The organism is Streptomyces sp. NPDC002156, from assembly GCF_053593675.1.
The window spans coordinates 1-18157 of sequence record NZ_JBSFDA010000004.1 but is presented as its reverse complement, the minus strand read 5'-3'; the positions used below and the strand labels follow the sequence as shown (position 1 = coordinate 18157).

The 18157-nt window shown below is 70.4% G+C and carries 19 protein-coding genes; 10 read left to right on the top strand and 9 right to left on the bottom strand.

Annotation, left to right across the window (positions count from 1 at the left end; all coding sequences use genetic code 11):
• Positions 1 to 38 precede the first annotated feature (38 nt).
• On the top strand, positions 39 to 854 hold the full coding sequence (locus ACWCRB_RS03170; protein ID WP_450994360.1) for an SAM-dependent methyltransferase: 816 nt from the start codon (positions 39 to 41) through the stop codon (positions 852 to 854).
• Positions 855 to 912: 58 nt separating this feature from the next.
• Here the strand turns inward: ACWCRB_RS03170 and ACWCRB_RS03165 are convergent, their stop codons facing one another.
• The 7 genes from ACWCRB_RS03165 to ACWCRB_RS03135 form a co-directional block, all read right to left on the bottom strand.
• Entirely contained in the window at positions 913 to 1590 is a 678-nt protein-coding gene (locus tag ACWCRB_RS03165) for a 4-carboxy-4-hydroxy-2-oxoadipate aldolase/oxaloacetate decarboxylase (RefSeq protein WP_450994359.1), read from the bottom strand.
• Positions 1591 to 1599: 9 nt separating this feature from the next.
• On the bottom strand, positions 1600 to 2826 hold the full coding sequence (locus ACWCRB_RS03160; RefSeq protein WP_450994358.1) for an aspartate transaminase: 1227 nt from the start codon (positions 2824 to 2826) through the stop codon (positions 1600 to 1602).
• Positions 2827 to 2830: 4 nt separating this feature from the next.
• Complete coding sequence (locus tag ACWCRB_RS03155) at positions 2831 to 3574, bottom strand: SDR family oxidoreductase (protein WP_450994357.1); 744 nt, start codon at positions 3572 to 3574, stop codon at positions 2831 to 2833.
• A 69-nt stretch (positions 3575 to 3643) separates the two neighbouring features.
• Positions 3644 to 4954, bottom strand: coding sequence for an MFS transporter (locus ACWCRB_RS03150; RefSeq protein ID WP_450994356.1), 1311 nt, complete (start codon positions 4952 to 4954; stop codon positions 3644 to 3646).
• Between the two features lie 258 nt (positions 4955 to 5212).
• A complete protein-coding gene (locus tag ACWCRB_RS03145) occupies positions 5213 to 6199 on the bottom strand; it encodes a 5-oxoprolinase subunit C family protein (RefSeq protein ID WP_450994355.1) in 987 nt (328 codons plus the stop codon).
• The gene (locus ACWCRB_RS03140) at positions 6192 to 6905 is read right to left on the bottom strand and encodes a 5-oxoprolinase subunit B family protein (RefSeq protein WP_450994354.1); all 714 of its coding nucleotides are present in this window, start codon (positions 6903 to 6905) and stop codon (positions 6192 to 6194) included. The genes ACWCRB_RS03145 and ACWCRB_RS03140 overlap by 8 nt, the downstream gene beginning before the upstream one ends.
• A 1-nt stretch (position 6906) precedes the next feature.
• A complete protein-coding gene (locus tag ACWCRB_RS03135; RefSeq protein ID WP_450994353.1) occupies positions 6907 to 7689 on the bottom strand; it encodes a LamB/YcsF family protein in 783 nt (260 codons plus the stop codon).
• A gap of 242 nt (positions 7690 to 7931) precedes the next feature.
• On the opposite strand from ACWCRB_RS03135, the gene nac reads away from it, so the two are divergent.
• Genes nac through ACWCRB_RS03120 form a run of 3 tightly spaced genes read left to right on the top strand, consistent with a single transcriptional unit; the run spans position 7932 to position 10082 of the window.
• The gene (gene nac / locus ACWCRB_RS03130; protein ID WP_450994352.1) at positions 7932 to 8873 is read left to right on the top strand and encodes a nitrogen assimilation transcriptional regulator NAC; all 942 of its coding nucleotides are present in this window, start codon (positions 7932 to 7934) and stop codon (positions 8871 to 8873) included.
• A gap of 55 nt (positions 8874 to 8928) precedes the next feature.
• A complete protein-coding gene (locus ACWCRB_RS03125) occupies positions 8929 to 9927 on the top strand; it encodes a 2-hydroxyacid dehydrogenase (protein ID WP_450994351.1) in 999 nt (332 codons plus the stop codon).
• A complete protein-coding gene (locus ACWCRB_RS03120) occupies positions 9924 to 10082 on the top strand; it encodes a hypothetical protein (protein ID WP_450994350.1) in 159 nt (52 codons plus the stop codon). The genes ACWCRB_RS03125 and ACWCRB_RS03120 overlap by 4 nt, the downstream gene beginning before the upstream one ends.
• Here ACWCRB_RS03120 and ACWCRB_RS03115 read toward each other — a convergent pair.
• The gene (locus ACWCRB_RS03115) at positions 10076 to 11131 is read right to left on the bottom strand and encodes a D-2-hydroxyacid dehydrogenase (RefSeq protein ID WP_450994349.1); all 1056 of its coding nucleotides are present in this window, start codon (positions 11129 to 11131) and stop codon (positions 10076 to 10078) included. The two genes, ACWCRB_RS03120 and ACWCRB_RS03115, sit on opposite strands and share 7 nt — an antisense overlap.
• A complete protein-coding gene (locus ACWCRB_RS03110; RefSeq protein ID WP_450994348.1) occupies positions 11131 to 11766 on the bottom strand; it encodes an RraA family protein in 636 nt (211 codons plus the stop codon). The genes ACWCRB_RS03115 and ACWCRB_RS03110 overlap by 1 nt, the downstream gene beginning before the upstream one ends.
• A 237-nt stretch (positions 11767 to 12003) precedes the next feature.
• On the opposite strand from ACWCRB_RS03110, the gene ACWCRB_RS03105 reads away from it, so the two are divergent.
• From ACWCRB_RS03105 to ACWCRB_RS03080, 6 genes are all read left to right on the top strand, one after another.
• Entirely contained in the window at positions 12004 to 13362 is a 1359-nt protein-coding gene (locus ACWCRB_RS03105) for an MFS transporter (protein ID WP_450994347.1), read from the top strand.
• A gap of 27 nt (positions 13363 to 13389) precedes the next feature.
• Positions 13390 to 14196 (top strand): LamB/YcsF family protein, encoded by an 807-nt coding sequence (locus ACWCRB_RS03100; protein ID WP_450994346.1) that lies wholly within the window; start codon positions 13390 to 13392, stop codon positions 14194 to 14196.
• Between the two features lie 8 nt (positions 14197 to 14204).
• The gene (locus tag ACWCRB_RS03095; protein ID WP_450994345.1) at positions 14205 to 14942 is read left to right on the top strand and encodes a 5-oxoprolinase subunit B family protein; all 738 of its coding nucleotides are present in this window, start codon (positions 14205 to 14207) and stop codon (positions 14940 to 14942) included.
• Positions 14939 to 15931, top strand: a complete 993-nt coding sequence (locus tag ACWCRB_RS03090; protein ID WP_450994344.1) for a 5-oxoprolinase subunit C family protein — start codon at positions 14939 to 14941, stop codon at positions 15929 to 15931. Before ACWCRB_RS03095 ends, ACWCRB_RS03090 begins: the two co-directional genes overlap by 4 nt.
• A gap of 76 nt (positions 15932 to 16007) precedes the next feature.
• Positions 16008 to 17171 (top strand): SDR family NAD(P)-dependent oxidoreductase, encoded by a 1164-nt coding sequence (locus tag ACWCRB_RS03085; protein ID WP_450994343.1) that lies wholly within the window; start codon positions 16008 to 16010, stop codon positions 17169 to 17171.
• Between the two features lie 30 nt (positions 17172 to 17201).
• The coding region (locus tag ACWCRB_RS03080) for a pyridoxal phosphate-dependent aminotransferase (protein WP_450994342.1) at positions 17202 to 18157 on the top strand (956 nt) is incomplete at its 3' end.

Below are 18157 nucleotides of genomic sequence, written 5' to 3'. Positions count from 1 at the left end.
CCAAGCCCCATGCTCTGGCTAAGGACGGAACGCTGCCCATGGACGAGAAGGCCGCCACGCCCCGACCGGCGGAACACCGGACGATCGACACGTCCGTGCCGCACTCGGCACGGATCTGGAACTACTGGCTGGGAGGGAAGGACAACTACCCCGTCGACAGGGCGGCCGGTGACGCCTACACGGACGTCTTTCCCGGCATCGTCGCCATCGCCCGCGGCAGCCGTGCCTTTCTGGCCCGCAACATCACCCATCTGGTTGCCGAGGCGGGCATACGGCAGTTCCTGGACGTCGGGACCGGGCTGCCCAGCGCCGACAACACCCACCAGGTCGCCCAGCGCATCGCGCCCGAGACCCGGATCGTCCATGTCGACAACGACCCGATGGTTCTCGTGCATGCCCGTACCCTGCTCCACTCCACGCCGGAGGGGGCGACCGCGTACATCGAGGCCGACGTCGTGGACACCGACCGCATTCTCAAGGCCGCCGCGCAGACGCTCGACCTGTCCCGGCCGACCGCGCTGATCCTCAGCAACATCCTCGGGCATGTGGCCACTTACGAGCAGGCCCTGTCGATCGTCACCGACCTGATGGCCGCGCTGCCGTCCGGCAGTTACCTCTCCGTCAACGACGGTTCGGCGGGTATCGATCCCGTCTTCGAGCAGGCGCAGAACGCGTACAACGAGAGCGGCGCCGTCCCCTACAACCTGCGTACCGTCGAGGAGATCACGTCCTACTTCGACGGTCTGGAGCTGCTCGATCCCGGGATCGTCTCCGTCCCGCTCTGGCGGCCGGACACCACCGCGCCCGCGCCTCAGGTGGTCGCCGAACACGGCGGGCTCGCCCGCAAGCCGTGACCCGGGGTGGGAAGAACGGCCGGTCTCAACTGCCGGGATGCGTACGGGCGCTTGTCCGTCACTCGTCCTCGATCACCAGCCCTTTCGCGGCGAGCAGCGGTGCGAGACCGCACATCTCGACGACTGTCCTGCCCGCCCGGTACGCGGCGATGTATCCGGCCTCGGCGTCGACCCGTTCCTGGGACGCGGTGACCGCCTGGGCGGCGTCCTCGCGGCGGACGACGACCACGCCGTCGGCGTCGGCGCGCATCACGTCGCCGGGGCGGACGAGTACGCCGCCGACGGTGACCGGCTCGCACATCGGTCCGACGGTCTCCTTGACCGTGCCCTTGATGGACACGCTGCGGGAGAAGACGGGGAAGCCGAGGGTGCGCAGGTCCTCGGTGTCCCGGACGCCCGTGTCGGTGATCAGGCCGCCGAGTCCCTTGGCCTGGCAGGCGTTGGCGAGGACGTCCCCGAAGGAGCCCGCCTCCTCGTAGTTGCCGGCGGACACGACGACGACGTCGCCGGGGCGGGCGTAGGCGATGGCGGTCTGGAGCATGAGGTTGTCGCGCGGGGCGCACTGGACGGTGAAGGCGGGGCCGCACAGGGACATGGTGTGGTCGACCGGCTTGATGGCCGAGTCCAGTGCGCCGAGGCGGCCCTGTGCCTCGTGGATGGTGGCCGAGGAGAAGGCGCTCAGCTGCTTGACCAGGGCGTCGTCCGGCCGCTCGAACTTGGTGCTGACGCGGATCATGGTGACCTTTCAGACGGAGGGTGCGGTGGCGGAGGTCAGTGCAGCGCAGGCCGTCGCGATGCGTTCGCATGCCTCGGTGAGGACGTCCGTCGACGTGGCGAACGAGATACGGAAGTAGCCGGGCGCGCCGTACGCGGTTCCGTGGATCACCGCGACCTGCTGGTCGTCGAGGAGGTGGCGGGCGAAGCCCTCGTCGTTCTCGATCCGGGTTCCGTCGGGTGTGAACTGCCCTATGGCCGCCTGGCAGTTGACCAGGAGGTAGAAGCCGCCGTCCGGGACGGTGCAGCCGAGCTGCGGAACGTCGTTGATGAGCTTCACGGTCTCGTCGCGGCGGGCCCGGTAGACGCGCACGGTGTCCTGGACGAAGTCCTGCGGTCCCGTGAGCGCGGCAGCGGCGGCGGCCTGGCTCACGGAGGAGGGGCAGGAAGAGGTCTGGGACTGGAGGGTGTTGATCGCGGTGACCAGGTCCGCCGGACCGACCCCGTATCCGAGGCGCCAACCCGTCATCGCGTACGTCTTGGAGACGCCGTTGGTGAGGAACACCCGCTCGGCCAGGCGGGGTTCGACGGCGGCCAGGGACGGGGCGGACTCCTCGCGGTACCAGATCTCGTCGTAGATCTCGTCGGTGAGGACACTCACGTGCGGGTGCGCCAGCAACACCTGGGCGAGCGCGTGCAGTTCGGCGGTGGAGTAGGCCGATCCGGTGGGATTTCCCGGGGTGTTGAGGACGACCCAGCGCGTGCGTGCGGTGATCGCCGCCGCGAGCCGCTCCGGCGTCAGCTTGAAGCCGTCCGTCTCGGGGCAGTCGACGACGACCGGGGTGCCGTCGTTCGCGCGGACCATGTCCGGATAGGACACCCAGTAGGGGGCGGGGACGATGACCTCGTCCCCTTCGTCCAGGGTGGCCATCAGGGCGAGGAAGATGACCTGCTTGGCTCCCCCGCCGACCGTGATCTGCGCGTCGGTGCAGTCGATGCCGTGGCGGGCGCGGAGTTTGCCGGTGATGGCGGCGCGCAGCCGGGGGGTGCCGTTCACGGGGGTGTACTTGGTCTCGCCCGCCTCGATGGCCGCGATCGCGGCGGCCTTGACATGGTCGGGGGTGTCGAAGTCGGGCTCGCCGACGGTCAGGTCGAGGATGGTGAGGCCCTGGCTCTTGAGCTCGCGTACGCGCTGCGCCGCCGCCGTGCTGGGCGAGGGCTTGATACGGCGTACGCGCTCGGCGATGTTCGCAGGCATGGCCTCAGTCCTCGCGGCGCTCGAAGTTGAGGCCGCCGGGGACCTGGAAGGTGGGCAGGATCTCGATGTGGCCGAGGTTGACGTGCCGGGGCGCGTCGACTGCGAACTCGATGGAGTCGGCGATGTCCTCGGGCTTGAGGGACTCGTAGCCGTCGTAGTACTGCCGTTGGGCCTCCTCCATGTCGCCGATGAGGCGGCCGAAGATCTCCGTCTCCACGCGCCCCGGGCAGATCTCGGTGACCCGGATCCGGCGGCCGTAGCCGTCGACCCGCAGCTGGCGGGAGAGGGTGTGCACGGCTGCCTTGGTGGCGTGGTAGATCGTGTTGCCGCCGAAGTTGTAGACACCGGCGATGGAGCTGATGTTGACGATGTGGCCGAGGTCCCGTTCGACCATGCCGGGCATGAGCAGGCGTACGAGGTGCAGGACGGCCTGGATGTTGACGGCGATCTGCTCGTCGACGGCGAACGCGTCAGCGGTCAGGATGTTGCCGGTGCGTGAGACGCCCGCGTTGTTGACGAGGACGTCGATCTCCAGGCCGTCCAGGGCGGCGGTGAGCGCCTCGGTGTCAGTGATGTCGATCGCGTGCGGGATGCAGCCGGTGGCGTCGGCGAGGGCGTCGAGCCGTTCGGCGTTGCGGGCCACGGCGTGGACTTCGAGGCCGCGCTTGGCGAGTCGCTCGACGACCACGGCTCCGATGCCGGTCGACGCTCCGGTGACGAGGGCCGTCCTGTAGTCGGAGATGGGCATGCTGATGTGCTCCTTGGTGTGCGGGGTACGGAGTGGGGGGTGTGCGGGTGCCGGGTGCCGGGGGGTCTGTCAGGCGTCGCGCAGGGGCAGGTGGGCCCGGTCCTTCACCCGTGAGACCGCGACGAGGGTGCCGAGGGCGGTGAGGACGGCGTAGAAGGCCGGCATGTTGACGTTGTCCGTGCGGTCGATGAGGTAGGTCATCAGCAGGGGTGCGGTGCCGCCGAAGAGTGCGGCGGAGACGTTGTAGCCCAGGCCGTAGGCGGAGTAGCGCACCCGGGTGGGGAACAGTTCGACGAGCAGGATGTGGATGACGCCGGTGTGCCCGGCGAACACGACGGCCATGACGCAGGCGCCGAGGACCGCGAGGGCGACGTTGCCGGTGCCGATCAGGAGGTAGCAGGGGACGCCGATGGCGGCCATGGCGATCGCGGCTCCGGCGATGACCTTCTTGCGTCCGACCCGGTCGGAGAGGCGCCCCATGTAGGGGATGGCGATACAGATCGCGACCAGGCTGGAGGCGGTGACGAGGAGTCCCTGGACCTTGGTGAATTCCAGCTCGCTGCTCATGAAGGTGGGCATGTAGCCGAACAGGACGTAGTACCCGGAGCCGTTCATCAGGGGGATGAACAGGGCGAGCAGCATGGCGCGGCGGTGCTCGGCGGAGGCGAAGGCCTCCTTGAGGGGGTTCTTCGACAGGCCGCCCTCTTCCTTCAGGCGCGTGAAGTTGGGCGTGTCGCTGATGCGCTTGCGGATGTAGATACCGGTGATGCCGAGCGGGACGGCGAGCAGGAACGGTATGCGCCAGCCCCAGGACTCCATGCGTTCCGTGCCGAGTCCGCTGGTCAGGGCGGCGGCGATCAGGGTGCCGGTGAGCAGGGAGAGGAACGAGGCGATCTGCGCGTAGCTGGTGTAGAGGCCGCGCTTGCCCTCCGGGGCGTGCTCGGCGAGGAAGCTCATCGCCCCGGACGCCTCGCCGCCGACGGAGAAGCCCTGGGCGACGCGGAGCAGGATCAGCAGGGCGGGGGCCGCGATGCCGATGCTGGCGTAGGTGGGCAGGACACCGATGGCGGCGGTGGCGACGCTGATGAGCAGGATGACGAAGACCAGCATCCGCTGGCGTCCGATGCGGTCGCCGAGGTGGCCGCAGATGATGCCGCCGAGGGGGCGGAAGAAGAAGGAGACGGCGTAACCGAGGAAGACGAGCTGGATGGCGTTGTCGGAGCCGGGGAAGAAGACGGCGGCGAGCGTTCCGGCCATGAAGCCGAAGATGCCGTTGTCGTACAGCTCGGCGAAGATGCCGACGCATCCGGCGAGGGTGACCTTGCGGGCTGTTCTGGGGTCGACGGTGTTGGGGACTGGCTGGGCGGCCACGGCGGTCATGGCTCTCCTCTGTCTGGGAGCAGGCTGGGGACGGGGGACGTGCGGCTCCGTGCGGGTGCTTCCAGCGGGTTGGCGGGGAGCGGGTGAGCGGGTGCGGGTGGGTTTGTGTGCGGGTGAGCTATGTGCGGGAGGGCGGAGGTGAGTGGATTTCGTGCGGGCCGGTGGGGGCTGGTCGCGCAGTTCCCCGCGCCCCTTCGTAAGCGGGCCTGTGTGAAGAGGCGCGGGGCGTCAGGCCCCGGCGGGAACCCGTGCCGGTCATCAGGCCCCCGCGGGGGCGCGGATGCGCAAGGCCTCGAAAGCCGTACGGACCCTGGATCTCAGGGCTTCGACGGCGGTGCGCTGTGCGCGGTGGGCGGTGACCGCCTGGTCGAGGGTGCGGTGGCGGAAGCGGACGGTCTGTCCGGGGCGGACCTGTCCCAGGGCGGACAGTCCGGTGGCGGTGACGACGGCGAGGACGGGGTAGCCGGCCGTGACACCGCGGCCGCGGTGCAGTACGAGGAGTTCGTCCCCGGCGGGCACTTCGACGGCGCCGATGGGGACGCCACGGGAGAGGACCTCGCCCCGGGTGACCCGGCGGGGCACGTCGCCCCGCAGCCGCAGACCGATGTGGTTGCTCTGCGGACCGACGCTGAAGGGGGCGTCGTAGAGGCGGCGTCCGGTGTCTCCGAACTCGGCCCGGTCGGGGCCGTCGGTGACGTCGATGGTCCAGGTGGCGGGGAACGGGAGGACGGGGGCGTTGAGGCGGAACAGCGGGATGCGGGAGAAGGGGTGGTCGATGGGTGGGCAGGAGGTGCGCAGGGCGAGTTCGTCGCCGGCGCGCAGGGCGGGGCCGAATCCCAGGATGGTGTCGGGGGCGCAGCTGCCCTGAAGGTAGTCCGCCTCGAACGAGCCGAGGACGGCGAGGTAGACGCGCAGTCCGCGCCGGATGCCGGTGACGCGGATCGTCTCCCCGGCCCGTACGGAGAGCGGTTCCCACTGCGGGCGGGCCACTCCCCCGACGGTCACGTCGGCGGGGGCGCCGGTCACGGCGACGAGGGTGTCGGCGGAGGGAACGCAGGCGAAATCGAGTGCCGTGATCTCCAGCAGTGGTGCTCGGTCGTCGTTGCCGCACAGGACGTTGGCGACGCGCGCCGAGTGCTGGTCGGCGGCCCCGTTGGCGGGCAGACCGTAGCGGGAGCGGCCGACGCGGCCAAGGTCCTGGACGGTGACGATGCCCGCGGTGCGGATCGTGAGGGTGTCAGCCATGGCAGGCCGCCAGCGGCAGGTCGGCGTACTCGTCCCACTGCTGGGGTGCGATGGGGCGGAACCGAAAAGTGTCGCCGGGCCGGTAGGCGGTGATCGGGTCGCTGTGGAGGTCGAGGACGCGTACGGGGGTGCGGCCGAGGAGGGGCCAGCCGCCGGGTGAGGGCATCGGGCAGATGACGGCCTGCCGGCCGGCGACGGCGACCGAGCCTGGGTCGACGCGGGTGCGGGGCGAGGCCAGCCGTGGCACGGGCCTCGGGAAGGGCGGGCCGTCGGTCATCGGCGCCCCGGCGGGCGCGCCGAGGCAGCGTACGGTCAGGTCGGACCCGGAGTGGAGGGCGACGACCTCGCTCTCGGTCAGGTCGAGTTGACGCGCGACCTCGGGCAGGTCGGGCCCGTGCTCGCCGCCGTAGACGACGGGGACGACGAAGCGGCGCGGAGGTGTCGTCGGCGCGGGGTCCGGGCCGAGACGCGCCGCCTCGCGCGACAGGACACGCCGTACGGTGTCGTGGTCGGTGGCGGTGCAGTCGAACTCCACGAGCAGGGCGTCGTAGGTGGGCACCACGTCGTGTACGCCGGTGAGCCGTACGGCGTGCAGTGCGTCGGCGAGGGCATGGACGAGCCGCCAGGCGTCCTCGGTGTCGAGGCCCACGGCCTTGGCGACCAGGGCGGAGTCGCCGCAGTCCGTGACGGTGACGTGGCCGTTCATGTCAGACGCCCTTCTCGCTCAGCACCTTGTCGAGGGAGGTGATCCCGACTCCGGCGGCGAGAAGCTGCTCGCGGATACGGCGGGCCAGCGCGATCGCGCCGGGGCTGTCCCCGTGCAGCAGGACGGTGTCGCAGGCGACCGGGACGTCCTTGCCGTCGACGCTGCGGACGACCCCCTCGGTGACCATGCGCAGGGTGCGCCGGGCGACCTCGTCGGGGTCGTGGATCACCGCGCCGGGTTCGGAGCGGGGGACGAGTGTCCCGTCGTCGCGGTACGCGCGGTCGGCGATGCCGACGATGCCCACGCGCAGGCCTCGGGCGCGGGCGGCGTCGGCGAGTTCACCGTCCTGCGCGAGGACGATGAGGGAGTCGTCCAGAGCTGCGACGGCCTCCACGACGGCGTTGGCGTAGTCGGCGCGTACGGCGACCAGGTTGCCCAGGCGTCCGTGCGGGGCGACATGCCGTACGCGGGTGCCGTGCGCGACGGCGAACGCCTGGAGGGCGCCGATCTGGTACAGCACGTCCGTACGGACCTCCTCCGGCGTGAGGTCCATCGCACGGCGGCCGAAGCCGGCCAGGTCGGGAAAGCTCGGATGGGCGCCGACGGCGACCTCTTTCTCCGTACAGCTGCGGACGGTCGCGTCCATGATGCGGGGGTCTCCGGCGTGGAATCCGCAGGCTACGTTGGCGGAGGTCAGCATCTCCAGGAGGGCTTCGTCGTCGCCCATCGAATAGGCGCCGAATCCCTCGCCGAGATCGGCGACGAGATCAACCATGGGGGTCATGACGGCCTCCGGGAGAGAATATGGGCAAGGAAAAGCGATCGCGCCTCGGTGATATTCCGGGAAATATCCAGGGCCGGATGTTCCGCTCAACGTAATCCCCGGCTCACATGACCGCCAATATCCGTTCGGTCTGGCGTTATCGCGAACGGCTATGACCCACGGCACACCTGAGGCCCACCGGGGCTGTGCTTCGGGATGGCCCCTCCCTACGATGAGGCTCCGCTCCCCGTGGAAGGCCCCGCATGGACACCAGGCGTCTGTACTCGTTCATCAAGATCATCGACGCGGGGAGCATCACGCGGGCGGCCGACATCCTGCACATCGCGCAGCCCGCACTCAGCCAGCAACTGTCCGCGCTGGAGGCGCAGTTCGGGCAGCAGCTGCTGATCCGCAGCAAACGCGGGGTCGCCCCGACCGAGGCGGGCCGGGCGCTGTACCGGCACGCCCAGCTGATCCTGCGGCAGGTGGACCTCGCGCACGCCGCCGTCGGGGTGTCCGGCCGGGCCCCCGCCGGCAGTGTGTCAGTGGGCCTCGCGCCGTACAGTCTCGGCGCGGCGCTCGCGCTGCCGCTGCTCAAGAGCGTGCGCGAGCGCTATCCGGACATCCTGCTGCACATCAACGAGAACTTCGGCGGGGTGATCAGCGAGGCCATCATGACCGGGCGGATGGACATGGCGTTCATCTACGGGGCGGGCCCGTTGAGGGGTGTGCAGTTCGAACCGCTGCGCACGGAGGACCTGTTCCTGATCGGGGCACCCGGCGGGACGGCTCCGGCGGGCGAGAGCGATGGCGAGGGCGAGGGCGAGGGCGAGGGCGAGGTGAGCCTGGAGGAGCTGAAGGATGTGCCCCTGCTCCTCCCCAGCCGCATTCACACGATCCGGCAGGTGGTAGAGACCGCCTTCCAGCAGGCTTCGCTGGAGCCGAAGGTGGTGGGCGAGGTCGAGTCGGCGCTCACGCTCGTCAACGCGGTGGACGCGGGCCTGGGCGCCACCGTGCTGCCCTGGTCGGCCGCGCAGGCCATTCTCGACGTACGTTCGTTGCCGGTGCGCCGCATCGTGGATCCGACGATCCAGGTCAAATTGTCACTGGTGACCTCCGACAATCAGCCTCTGTCCGAACCCGCACTCGCTGTGCACGATCTGTTTCTGGAACTCATCGCGGCCTTCGATAAGGATCGGCAATAGCGTCACACATAACCGATCTTTGTTTCCGGAGAGTGTCACCGCTAGTGTCCGGGAAATGAAATTCCGCGTGCTCACCACCCGTGAAAACCTGCCCGGCCACGGTCCGCACCGCCTTTCCGAGGCGGCGGACGTCGTGTCCTGGCCGGGGACCGGCAAACCCGACGCCTCGGATCTCGCCACGCTCGCCCCCGGAGCGAACGGTGTTCTCGCCCTGGGCAACGACCCGGTGGACGCCGCACTGATGGACGCCGCAGGCCCCTCGCTGCACGTCGTCGCGCTGGCGAGCATGGGCTTCGACAACGTCGACCGGGCCGCAGCCGCCGAGCGCGGCATCGTCGTCACGCACACCCCCGGGGTGCTCGCGGAGACCACCGCTGACCTCACCTTCGCCCTGATCCTCACCGCCCGCCGTCGGATCGGCGCCGCCGGCGCGTCTCTGGCGTCGGGTTCCTGGGGGCTGTTCCGGATGGACGACTACCTCGGTCTGGACGTCCATGGGGCCACTCTCGGGCTGGTCGGCTACGGCCAGATCGGCCGCGCGGTGGCCCGCCGGGCCCACGGTTTCGGCATGCGGGTGCTCCACCACGACCCGTACGCACCCGACGACGACCTGTCGGCCTCGGTGGATCTGCCCACGCTGCTGGCCGAGTCCGACGTCGTGTCCCTGCATGTGCCGCTCACCGAGGAGACGCGGCACCTGATCTCGGCCCGTGAACTGGCCGCGATGAAGCCGACGGCCACGCTGGTCAGCACCGCGCGCGGCGGTGTCGTCGACGAGGACGCCCTGCTGCACGCCGTACGGGAAGGGCGGCTGCACTCCGCCGGGCTCGACGTCTTCGAACGCGAGCCGATGGGGGCGGAGTTGTCGCCGCTGGTGGCCGAGCCCCACGTGATCACGCTCCCCCACATCGGGTCGGCGACCGAAGCCGCCCGGGCCGCGATGGTCGACCTGGCGGTCGACAACGTCCTCGACGTCCTCGCCGGACGCCCGGCCCGGACTCCCCTGCCCGGCAGTTCGGCCGTGCCGGGCGCGCCTGCCGGGGTACGCGTGTGAGCCACGTGTTCTTCGACGCCGCCAGAGGGACGGCCCTGGTCACCGGCTCCAGCCTCGGCATCGGCGTGACGGACCCGTCGGTCGCCGTACTGCCGGCACGGCTCCGCCCGGCGCCGAGCCGGCCGGCGCAACTCGGCAGTCGCACAGCTCAGTAGAACTCGACGGTGTTCACCCGGTTCAGCAGACTGTCCCCGTCGAGCAGCCGGGTGGCGTTGGCGGCGAAGAGTTCGGCGATGAGCCGGTCCTCCGCGGCGTTGAGGGCGGCGGTGTGGGGGCTCACCAGGACGTGGTCGTGGTCCCAGAGCGGGCTGTCGGCAGGCAGCGGTTCCGTCTCGAAGACGTCCAGCGCGGCGAAACCGACCCGGCCGGAGTCGAGGGCGTCGATCAGGGCGGCCTCGTCCACGACGGTTCCGCGGCCGACGTTGACGAGGGTCGCGCCGGGCCGGAGGGCGTCGAAGAACCGCTTGTCGAGCAGGCGCTCTGTCGTCGCGGTGCCGGGGAGTGTGTTGACGACGGCGTCCACGGTCGGCGCCACCTCGACGAGACGGCCGGGATGCACGACCTCGGCGACGCCGGGGACATCGACGTCCCGTCTGCCGGTACCGACGACTCGTGCGCCCAGGGCGTGCAGTTTCGCAGCGACGACCCGGCCGATCCCGCCCAGGCCGAGCACGAGTACGGTCTGCTCGCTCACCTGGTTCATCGTCCAGCGGCCGCTCCACTCGCGGTCGCGCTGCTGACTGCTCAGGCGGGGCAGACCCTTGGCGCCCGCGAGCACGCCGAAGACGGCGAACTCGGCGAGGGGCTGTCCGTGCACACCGGCCGAGGTCGTGAAGGCGACCCGGTCGAGTTCTGCGGGGCCGAGTCCCGCCGCCTTGACCTGACTGCCGCCGCCGGCCGCCATGATGTGCACCCAGCGCAGCCCCGGGTTGGCGCGGACCACCCGGGCCAGGGCCGCCGGGTCCACATCGGGGATGCCGTACAGGGCGTCGGCGGAGTCGAGCAGAGCCTCGTACGTTTGTTGCTGTCGCGGTGTGCGGCGCCAGGCCGGATCGCCGGCGAAGTCGGCCGGCCAGCGCATCGGGGGCAGGAGCGCGTGGTCGACGACGAGATCGATCCGCGGCTCCGACTGCCGTACGCGCGAGCAGTTCTCCTCGGAGAGCGGCGCGGCGACGGCGACCCGGAGCCGGCCTGCCGCCCCCATCAGGCGACCCGCTTCCGCAGCGCCTCGACCTCGGCATCCAGGTCGGCCTCGCGGGCGACGATCTCCTTGACCGCCGCGAGGGCCTCCTCGGCGCGGTGCGGCGGGATGACGATCACACCGTCGGCGTCGGCGGCGACGATGTCGCCGGGGTTCACCACGACCCCGCCGATGGCGACCGGTTCGCCGATGGTGCCAGGCCCGTTCTTGAAGGGGCCGGCGGGTGTCAGGCCGCGCGCGAAGACGGGGACGCCGAGCTTCTCAATGATCGCGCCGTCGCGTGCGTAGCCGTCGATGACCGCGCCGACGGCGCCGTAGACGTCGAAGCGCTGGGCCAGGTTGTCCCCGACGATGGCCCGGCCCTCGTAGCCGAAGGCGTTGATGACGAGGATGTCGCCGGGGCGGATGTGTTCGAGCGCGGCGATCACGGCCTTGTTGTCGCCCGCGACGGTGAGCACCGGGAGTGCGGTGCCGACCGCCCTGGCCCCGTTCCAGATGGGCGCGATGCCCCCGTCGACGATGTTCAGCCGGTCGAGAGCGTCGCCGAGGTTGGCCACGGAGTGCTCACGGAACTGGTCGAGTACGTGACGGTCGACACGGTCCCATTCCGTGGTGACGCGTACGTTGTCCTGGGTCATCGCAGGACCCCCTCCAAGAAGTGCGAAAGACTTCGCGTTTTGAGGTGTCAGTCTGCATCGCGCCACACCACCGAGCAAGGGGCCGTACCCGCTCAGCTAGCTGCAACAACCATGGAAACATGGCGGAATCGCAAGGTTGACATGGATGCAACTTCACCCCTTGACCGCCCCGAGAATGCGAACTTATTCTCATTCGCGATTCAAGTCGCACCTCGGCTCGAGACCGGAAGTGGGCCCATGGCAACGTCAGATCGGCTCGGCATCACCACAGAACCAGATCCCTCGGAGACAGCGGTCGACGTCGTCGCCGCACAGGACAAGGTCGTCCGCAAGGCCACCGTCGCGGGCGCCGTCGGCTCGTTCGTCGAGTGGTACGACTACGGCATCTACGGCCTGCTCGTCACCTATCTCGCGCTCAACATCATGGGCGAGGCGGAGGCCGGAGGGCTCTTCCTCACCAACGTCGGTTTTCTGATCAGCTTCCTCGCGCGCCCCTTCGGCAGTGTGATCTGCGGTTACCTCGGGGACAGGATCGGGCGCAAGTCGCTTCTGGCCACTCTCCTGGTGCTCATCTCCGGAGCGACGGCCGCGATCGGCCTCATCCCCTCCCACGCCGTCATCGGCGTCGCCGCGCCCACCCTTCTGGTCCTGCTCCGCGTGCTCCAGGGCTTCTCGGCGGGCGGCGAGGTGGCGGGTGCCATGTCGTTCGTCGGCGAGTACGCCCCGGACGCGCGCCGCAACTTCATGATGAGCTTCATCGCCGTCGGCTCGTTCGTGGCCCTCATGTTCGGCAGCACCCTCTCCGCCGTCCTCATCACGACGCTCGGCGACGACGCGATGACCTCCTGGGCCTGGCGGGTGCCGTTCCTGCTCGCCGTACCGCTCGGCTATGTCGGCTTCTACATCCGCAGCCGCCTTGAGGAGACCCCGCACTTCACCGCCCTGCGTGAGCAGAACACCGTCGCCCGCAACCCGCTCCGGGAGGCACTGACCTCCAAGCGGCACCTCAAGGCGATCGCCCTCACCATCTTCCTGCCGGCGCTCAACGGCCCCGGCTACTACCTGCTGTTCGTCTACATGCCGACGTATCTGAAGACCTCGCTCGGCGACCACAACTTCTCGATGGTGCGGGCGCTCATGGTCACCGCGTGCAGCCTGGTCGCCATCGTGATCAGCATCCCGCTCATGGCACGGCTGTCGGACCGGATCGGCCGCAAGCCCGTGCTCGTCATCTCCGCCGTCGCCATGGGCGTGGTCTCGTACCCGATGTTCCTGCTCATCACCACCGGCGAGTTCGGGCTCGCATGTATCGGCACCGTCGTCCTCGCCGTCGCCTTCTCCGGTCACGCGGCCGTGGTCCACACCGTGCTCGCCGAGATGTTCCCGACCAGCGTGCGCTACTCCGCGTACAGCATCGGATTCAGCATCTCGACGATCATCTTCGGCGGCAGCGCCCCGCTCGTGATGACCGAACTCATCGAGTCGACGGGCTCCAACCTCATACCGGCATTCGCCTCGATCATCACCGCGACGATCACCCTGGTCACCGTGGCGTTCCTGCGGGAGACCAAGGGCCGGCCGCTCGCGTCCCACTGAACCGAACCGCACTTCGGGAGACACACCATGGCATCCGGAATCAACTCGGTGGCAGTCGTCGCCGACCTCGGCGAGAGCTTCGGCAACTACACGATCGGCGACGACGGCGCCCTGCTCGGCCTGGTCACCGCGTCGAACATCGCCTGCGGCTTCCACGCCGGCGACCCGCGCATCATGGACCGGACCGTCCGTGACTGCGTCGAGCGCGGCATCGAACTCGGCGCCCACCCCGGCTACCCCGACCTGGTCGGCTTCGGGCGTCGGCTCATCGAGGCGTCGGAGGAGGAGATCCGTACCGACGTCCTCTATCAGCTCGGCGCACTCGACGCCTTCGCACGGGTGCACGGCGGCACGATCAGCCATGTCGCCCCGCACGGCCGGATGGGGTCGATAGCGCAGACCGACGCCAAGCACGCCCGCGCCATCACGGACGCGATCGCCGCGTACAACAAGGAGTACATCGTCATCTGTCAACGCGGCCTGCTCGCCGAGGAGTCGTACAAGCGCGGCCTCGACGTCGGCTACGTCTTCCTGGCCGACCGCGGCTACGGCGACGACGGCATGCCCGTCCCGCGCTCGCACGAACAGGGCCTCATCTACGACCCCGAGGTCATCGGCGAGCGCTGCGTGCAGGTCGTACGGGAGGGCACCGTGCGCTCGGTGGACGGCAACGTCGTACCGCTCGGCCACGACGTCGACGTACTCCTGCTGCACGGCGACCACCCGTCCGTGCTCGCCAACGGCACCGCGCTGCGGACCGGGCTGGACGCGGCGGGTGTCAACGTCACAGGGCTCAAGGACGTCTTGGCCGAGAAGGCGAAGGCCCTGGTCTGAGGACATCGATGACCTCCGCACAGGTCCCCGCCGTCAGCGTCGAGCCCTTCGGGGACTCGGCGGTGATGGTGACCGTCCCCCACCCCGACCCGGTGATCCGCAGGACCGCGATCGTCGCCTTCCGCGAGCGGTTCCTCGCGCATCGCCCGCCCGGCGTGCTCGACGTCGTCTCCGGCCTGGAGTCGCTCCTCGTCGAGTACGACCCGCTGGCGACCGCGCCCCGGCACATCGAGTACGCGATACGGCTGCTGGCGGAGCGGATGCCCGCCGAGCAGCCGTCCGTGGAGTCGCGTACGGCTCTCCGGTTCGCCGTGCCGGTCGTGTTCGACGCGGAGACGGGACCCGATCTGCTCTCCGTCGCCGATGAGGTGGGTCTGGCGCCCGCCGAAGTGGTCGACGCGATCGCGGAGTCCACGTTCACGATCTCTCTCCTGGGCGCGGCGATGGCCCCGATGATGGACGGGCTTCAGGTGCCCCGGCCGGTCCGTCGACGCGCCGAGCCACGTACCGATGTGGCGCCCGGAGCGATCATGATCGCGGGCACCAACGCGATCATCCAGCCGTTCCCGGGGCCGACGGGCTGGCGGGTGGTCGGACGCACTCCGTACACCATCGTCGACATCACGCGCCAGGACCCGGTGTCGTTCGGCACGGGTGACGTCGTGCGGTTCGTCCCGGTCAGCCGGGACGAGGCGGCGGCGCTCGACGCGGGCTTTCTGCTGCCGGTGGAGGAGGTGCCCGTATGAGGACCGTGGGCCTCGACATCACCGGTACGGGGTGGGTCACGACGTTCCAGGATCTCGGCCGGCGCGACACCGAACGCCGTGGCGTGCCCACCGGCGGCGCGGCCGACCAGCACTCGGCGGCCGTGGCGAACGCCCTCGTGGGCAACCCGCGCGACGCGACGCTGATCGAGAACCTGGGCGGCGAGTTGGCGTTCGTGCCCGACGCCGACGTCCTGGTCGCCGTGACCGGCGCGCCCGCGCGGGTGACCGTCTGCGGTGCGCCCGTCGACACCTGGTCGCCGGTGGTGGTGCCTGCGGGCCAGGAGATCCGGGTGCGCGGGGACATGAGCCTCGGCGCCCGCAACTACCTGGCCGTGAGCGGGGTGCTCGCCGCGGAGACCCTGCTGGGCAGCGCCGCCCCGGACGCGCGCATGGGCTTCACGCAGGCTCTCGGGGCACGGGTCCTGCTGGAGTCCGGGTTCCGGGGATTCGGGCGCAGCCACTTCGCTCCCCCGCTCTTCCGCCTCCCCGTCCCCGTTCTGCGCTGTACGCCGGGCCCCTGGGTCGTCGATGTCGTGGAGAGCTACGGTGCCCGCTCGATCCCCGGGGTCCGTGAGCTGATCGCGGAGTCGTCGTACGTCGTCACCGCGCGCTCGAACCATGTCGGGCTGCGGCTCGACGGGCCGGTGCTGCACCCGGACTCGGACGCCGAGATCGTGTCGCACGGGGTGCCGGTGGGGGCGCTCCAGATCCCGCACGCGGACGAGCTGATCGTCCTCGGCCGGTACCGGAGTCTGACGGCCGGCTACCCGATCGTCGGCGTCGCCTCCCGGGCCTCGCTCCCGCTGCTCGGGCAGGCCGGGCCCGGCCGGGAGCTGCGGTTCCGATGGGTGGACCGGGAGACCTCGGTACGCCGGTCCGCCGAACGGGAGAGCGCGGTACGGGAGTTGGAGCGGGCGACGGCCGAGGCGTTCGGGGCGCTCGGCGTCACGGCGCAGCGCGTCCGGTGAGGATTGCGTGCTTGATCCGGCACCATATGAGAAACTATTCTCACTTGATACAGGCATCGCACATGGAGGAGGAACGGTGACGAGGACAGCGCTCATCACAGGCGCCGGCAGCGGAATGGGCCTGGAGACCGCACGCCTCCTCGCCCGCGACGGCATCGCCGTCGTCCTCGTCGGCCGCCGCCAGGAGCCCCTCGACAAGGCCGCGGCGGAGATCGGCGCCGAGGGAGGGACGGCCCTCGCACTGGCGGCGGACATCACCCGCGCCGATGACGTGACCCGCGTCCTCGACCGGATCCACGCCGAACTCGGCCCGGTCGACGTCCTCGTCAACAACGCGGGCAGCGCGTCGTCGGTGCTCAACCCGCAGTGGCTGCCGCACGAGGAGTGGCGCCAGGTCCTCGACGTGAACCTCACGGCGGTCTTCCAGCTCACCCAGGCCGTGCTGCCCGACATGCTCGGCCGCGACGGCGGCACGATCGTCACGGTCTCCTCGCTCGCCGCCGTCAACCCCAACCTGCTCGGCGGGGCCGCGTACGGAGCGGCCAAGGCCGGTGTCCGCAACTTCATGACCTTCCTGCACAACACCTTCCGCAACCAGGGCCTACGGGCGATCACCGTGCTGCCCGGCGAGGCGGACACCCCGATCCTGGACAACCGGGCCCGGCCCCCGGCCCCGGAGGAACGCGCCCACATGCTCCAGCCGGAGGACGTCGCGGAGGCCGTCCGCCTCGCGATCATGCTCCCCCAACGGGTCGTCCTCCAGGAGATCGTCGTCGCCCCGACCCGGCAGCGCGACACCTCGGCCGACCTCGAGATCAGCCGCTGGACGGGCGCTCCCGCCGACGCCGGACCCGGGAAGCGGTCCGGCGACGCCGACCCCAGGACCCGATCCGGCGACGCCGCGTCCCGGGTCCACCCGGCGGACGCCTCACGGCAGGTCGACCCAGCCGACGCCGCGCCACGGCTCCACTCGACAGCCGCCCCACCACGAGTCAACCCAGTCGGCGCCTCGCCACGGATCCGCCCGGCCGACGCCCTGGCGCAGGGCCGTCCGGCCGGCACCTCACCAGAGGCCCACCCGACAGACACCGCGCCGCAGGTTGCCTCGGCAGACGCCCCACCACGGATCCACCCGGCAGACGCCTCGCCACGGATCCGCCCGACAGACACCGTGCCGCAGGTCCGTCCGGCAGACACCGCGTCCCCGGCCCCTCCCGCCGACGCCGACCCTCAGGTCTGACCACCTCTGCCCTGCCTCCAGGAGGAGCGCATGCCGCCCACCGCCGTCACCACCACTCCCCCCGCGTTCGCGCCCGCCGCGGCCGCCGCCCGGATCGCCGCCGCCTCCCGCCGGACGCAGCAGCCGCAGTCCGGAGGCGACCTCGTCTCCCTCGCCATGGGCGAACCCGACTTCGACACACCGCAGCAGGTCACCGAGGCGGCGGAGGCCGCACTCCGCGCCGGCCGCACCCACTACTCGCCCCTGCTGGGCGAACCGGCCCTGCGCGAAGCACTCGCCGACAAGCTCACGGGCATCGCCGGCACACCCGCCTCCCCCGCCGACATCCTGATCACCCAGGGCGGCACCGCCGGTCTCGCCGCGTCGATCCTCGGCATCGTCGACCCGGGCGACAAGGTGGTGATCCCCGATCCCACGTACTCCCTCTACGCCGACCTGGTCAGCATGGCCGGCGGAGTCGTCGTCCCCGTCCCGCTCGCCCCCGACCTGCACTGGGACCTCGACCGACTGGCCGACGCCCTCGACGGGGCGAAGCTCTTCGTGTTCTGCAACCCGGGCAACCCCACCGGAATCGTGCACAGCCGCGCCGAGCTGGAGGCGCTCGCCGATCTGCTCGACGGCACATCCACCCTCGTCATCTCGGACGAGGCGTACGCGGACCTGGACTTCACCGGTCGCCCCTTCACCTCCGCGCTCGCACTCGACGGCCTGCGCGACCGTACGGTCTACTGCCAGACCTTCTCCAAGAGTTACGCGATGACCGGCTGGCGCGTGGGCTACCTCTGGGGCCCCGCTCCCCTGATCCAGGCCGCCGCACGCATCCACAACACCTTCAACGGCTCGGTGAACACGGTCGCCCAGGACGCGGCGCTCGTCGCCGTACGGACCTGTGGCCCCGACATCGCGAGGATGCGGGCGGAGTACGAGACACGCCGCGAGATCATGCGGACGGAACTCGCCAAGATCCCTGGCCTCACACTGAGTTC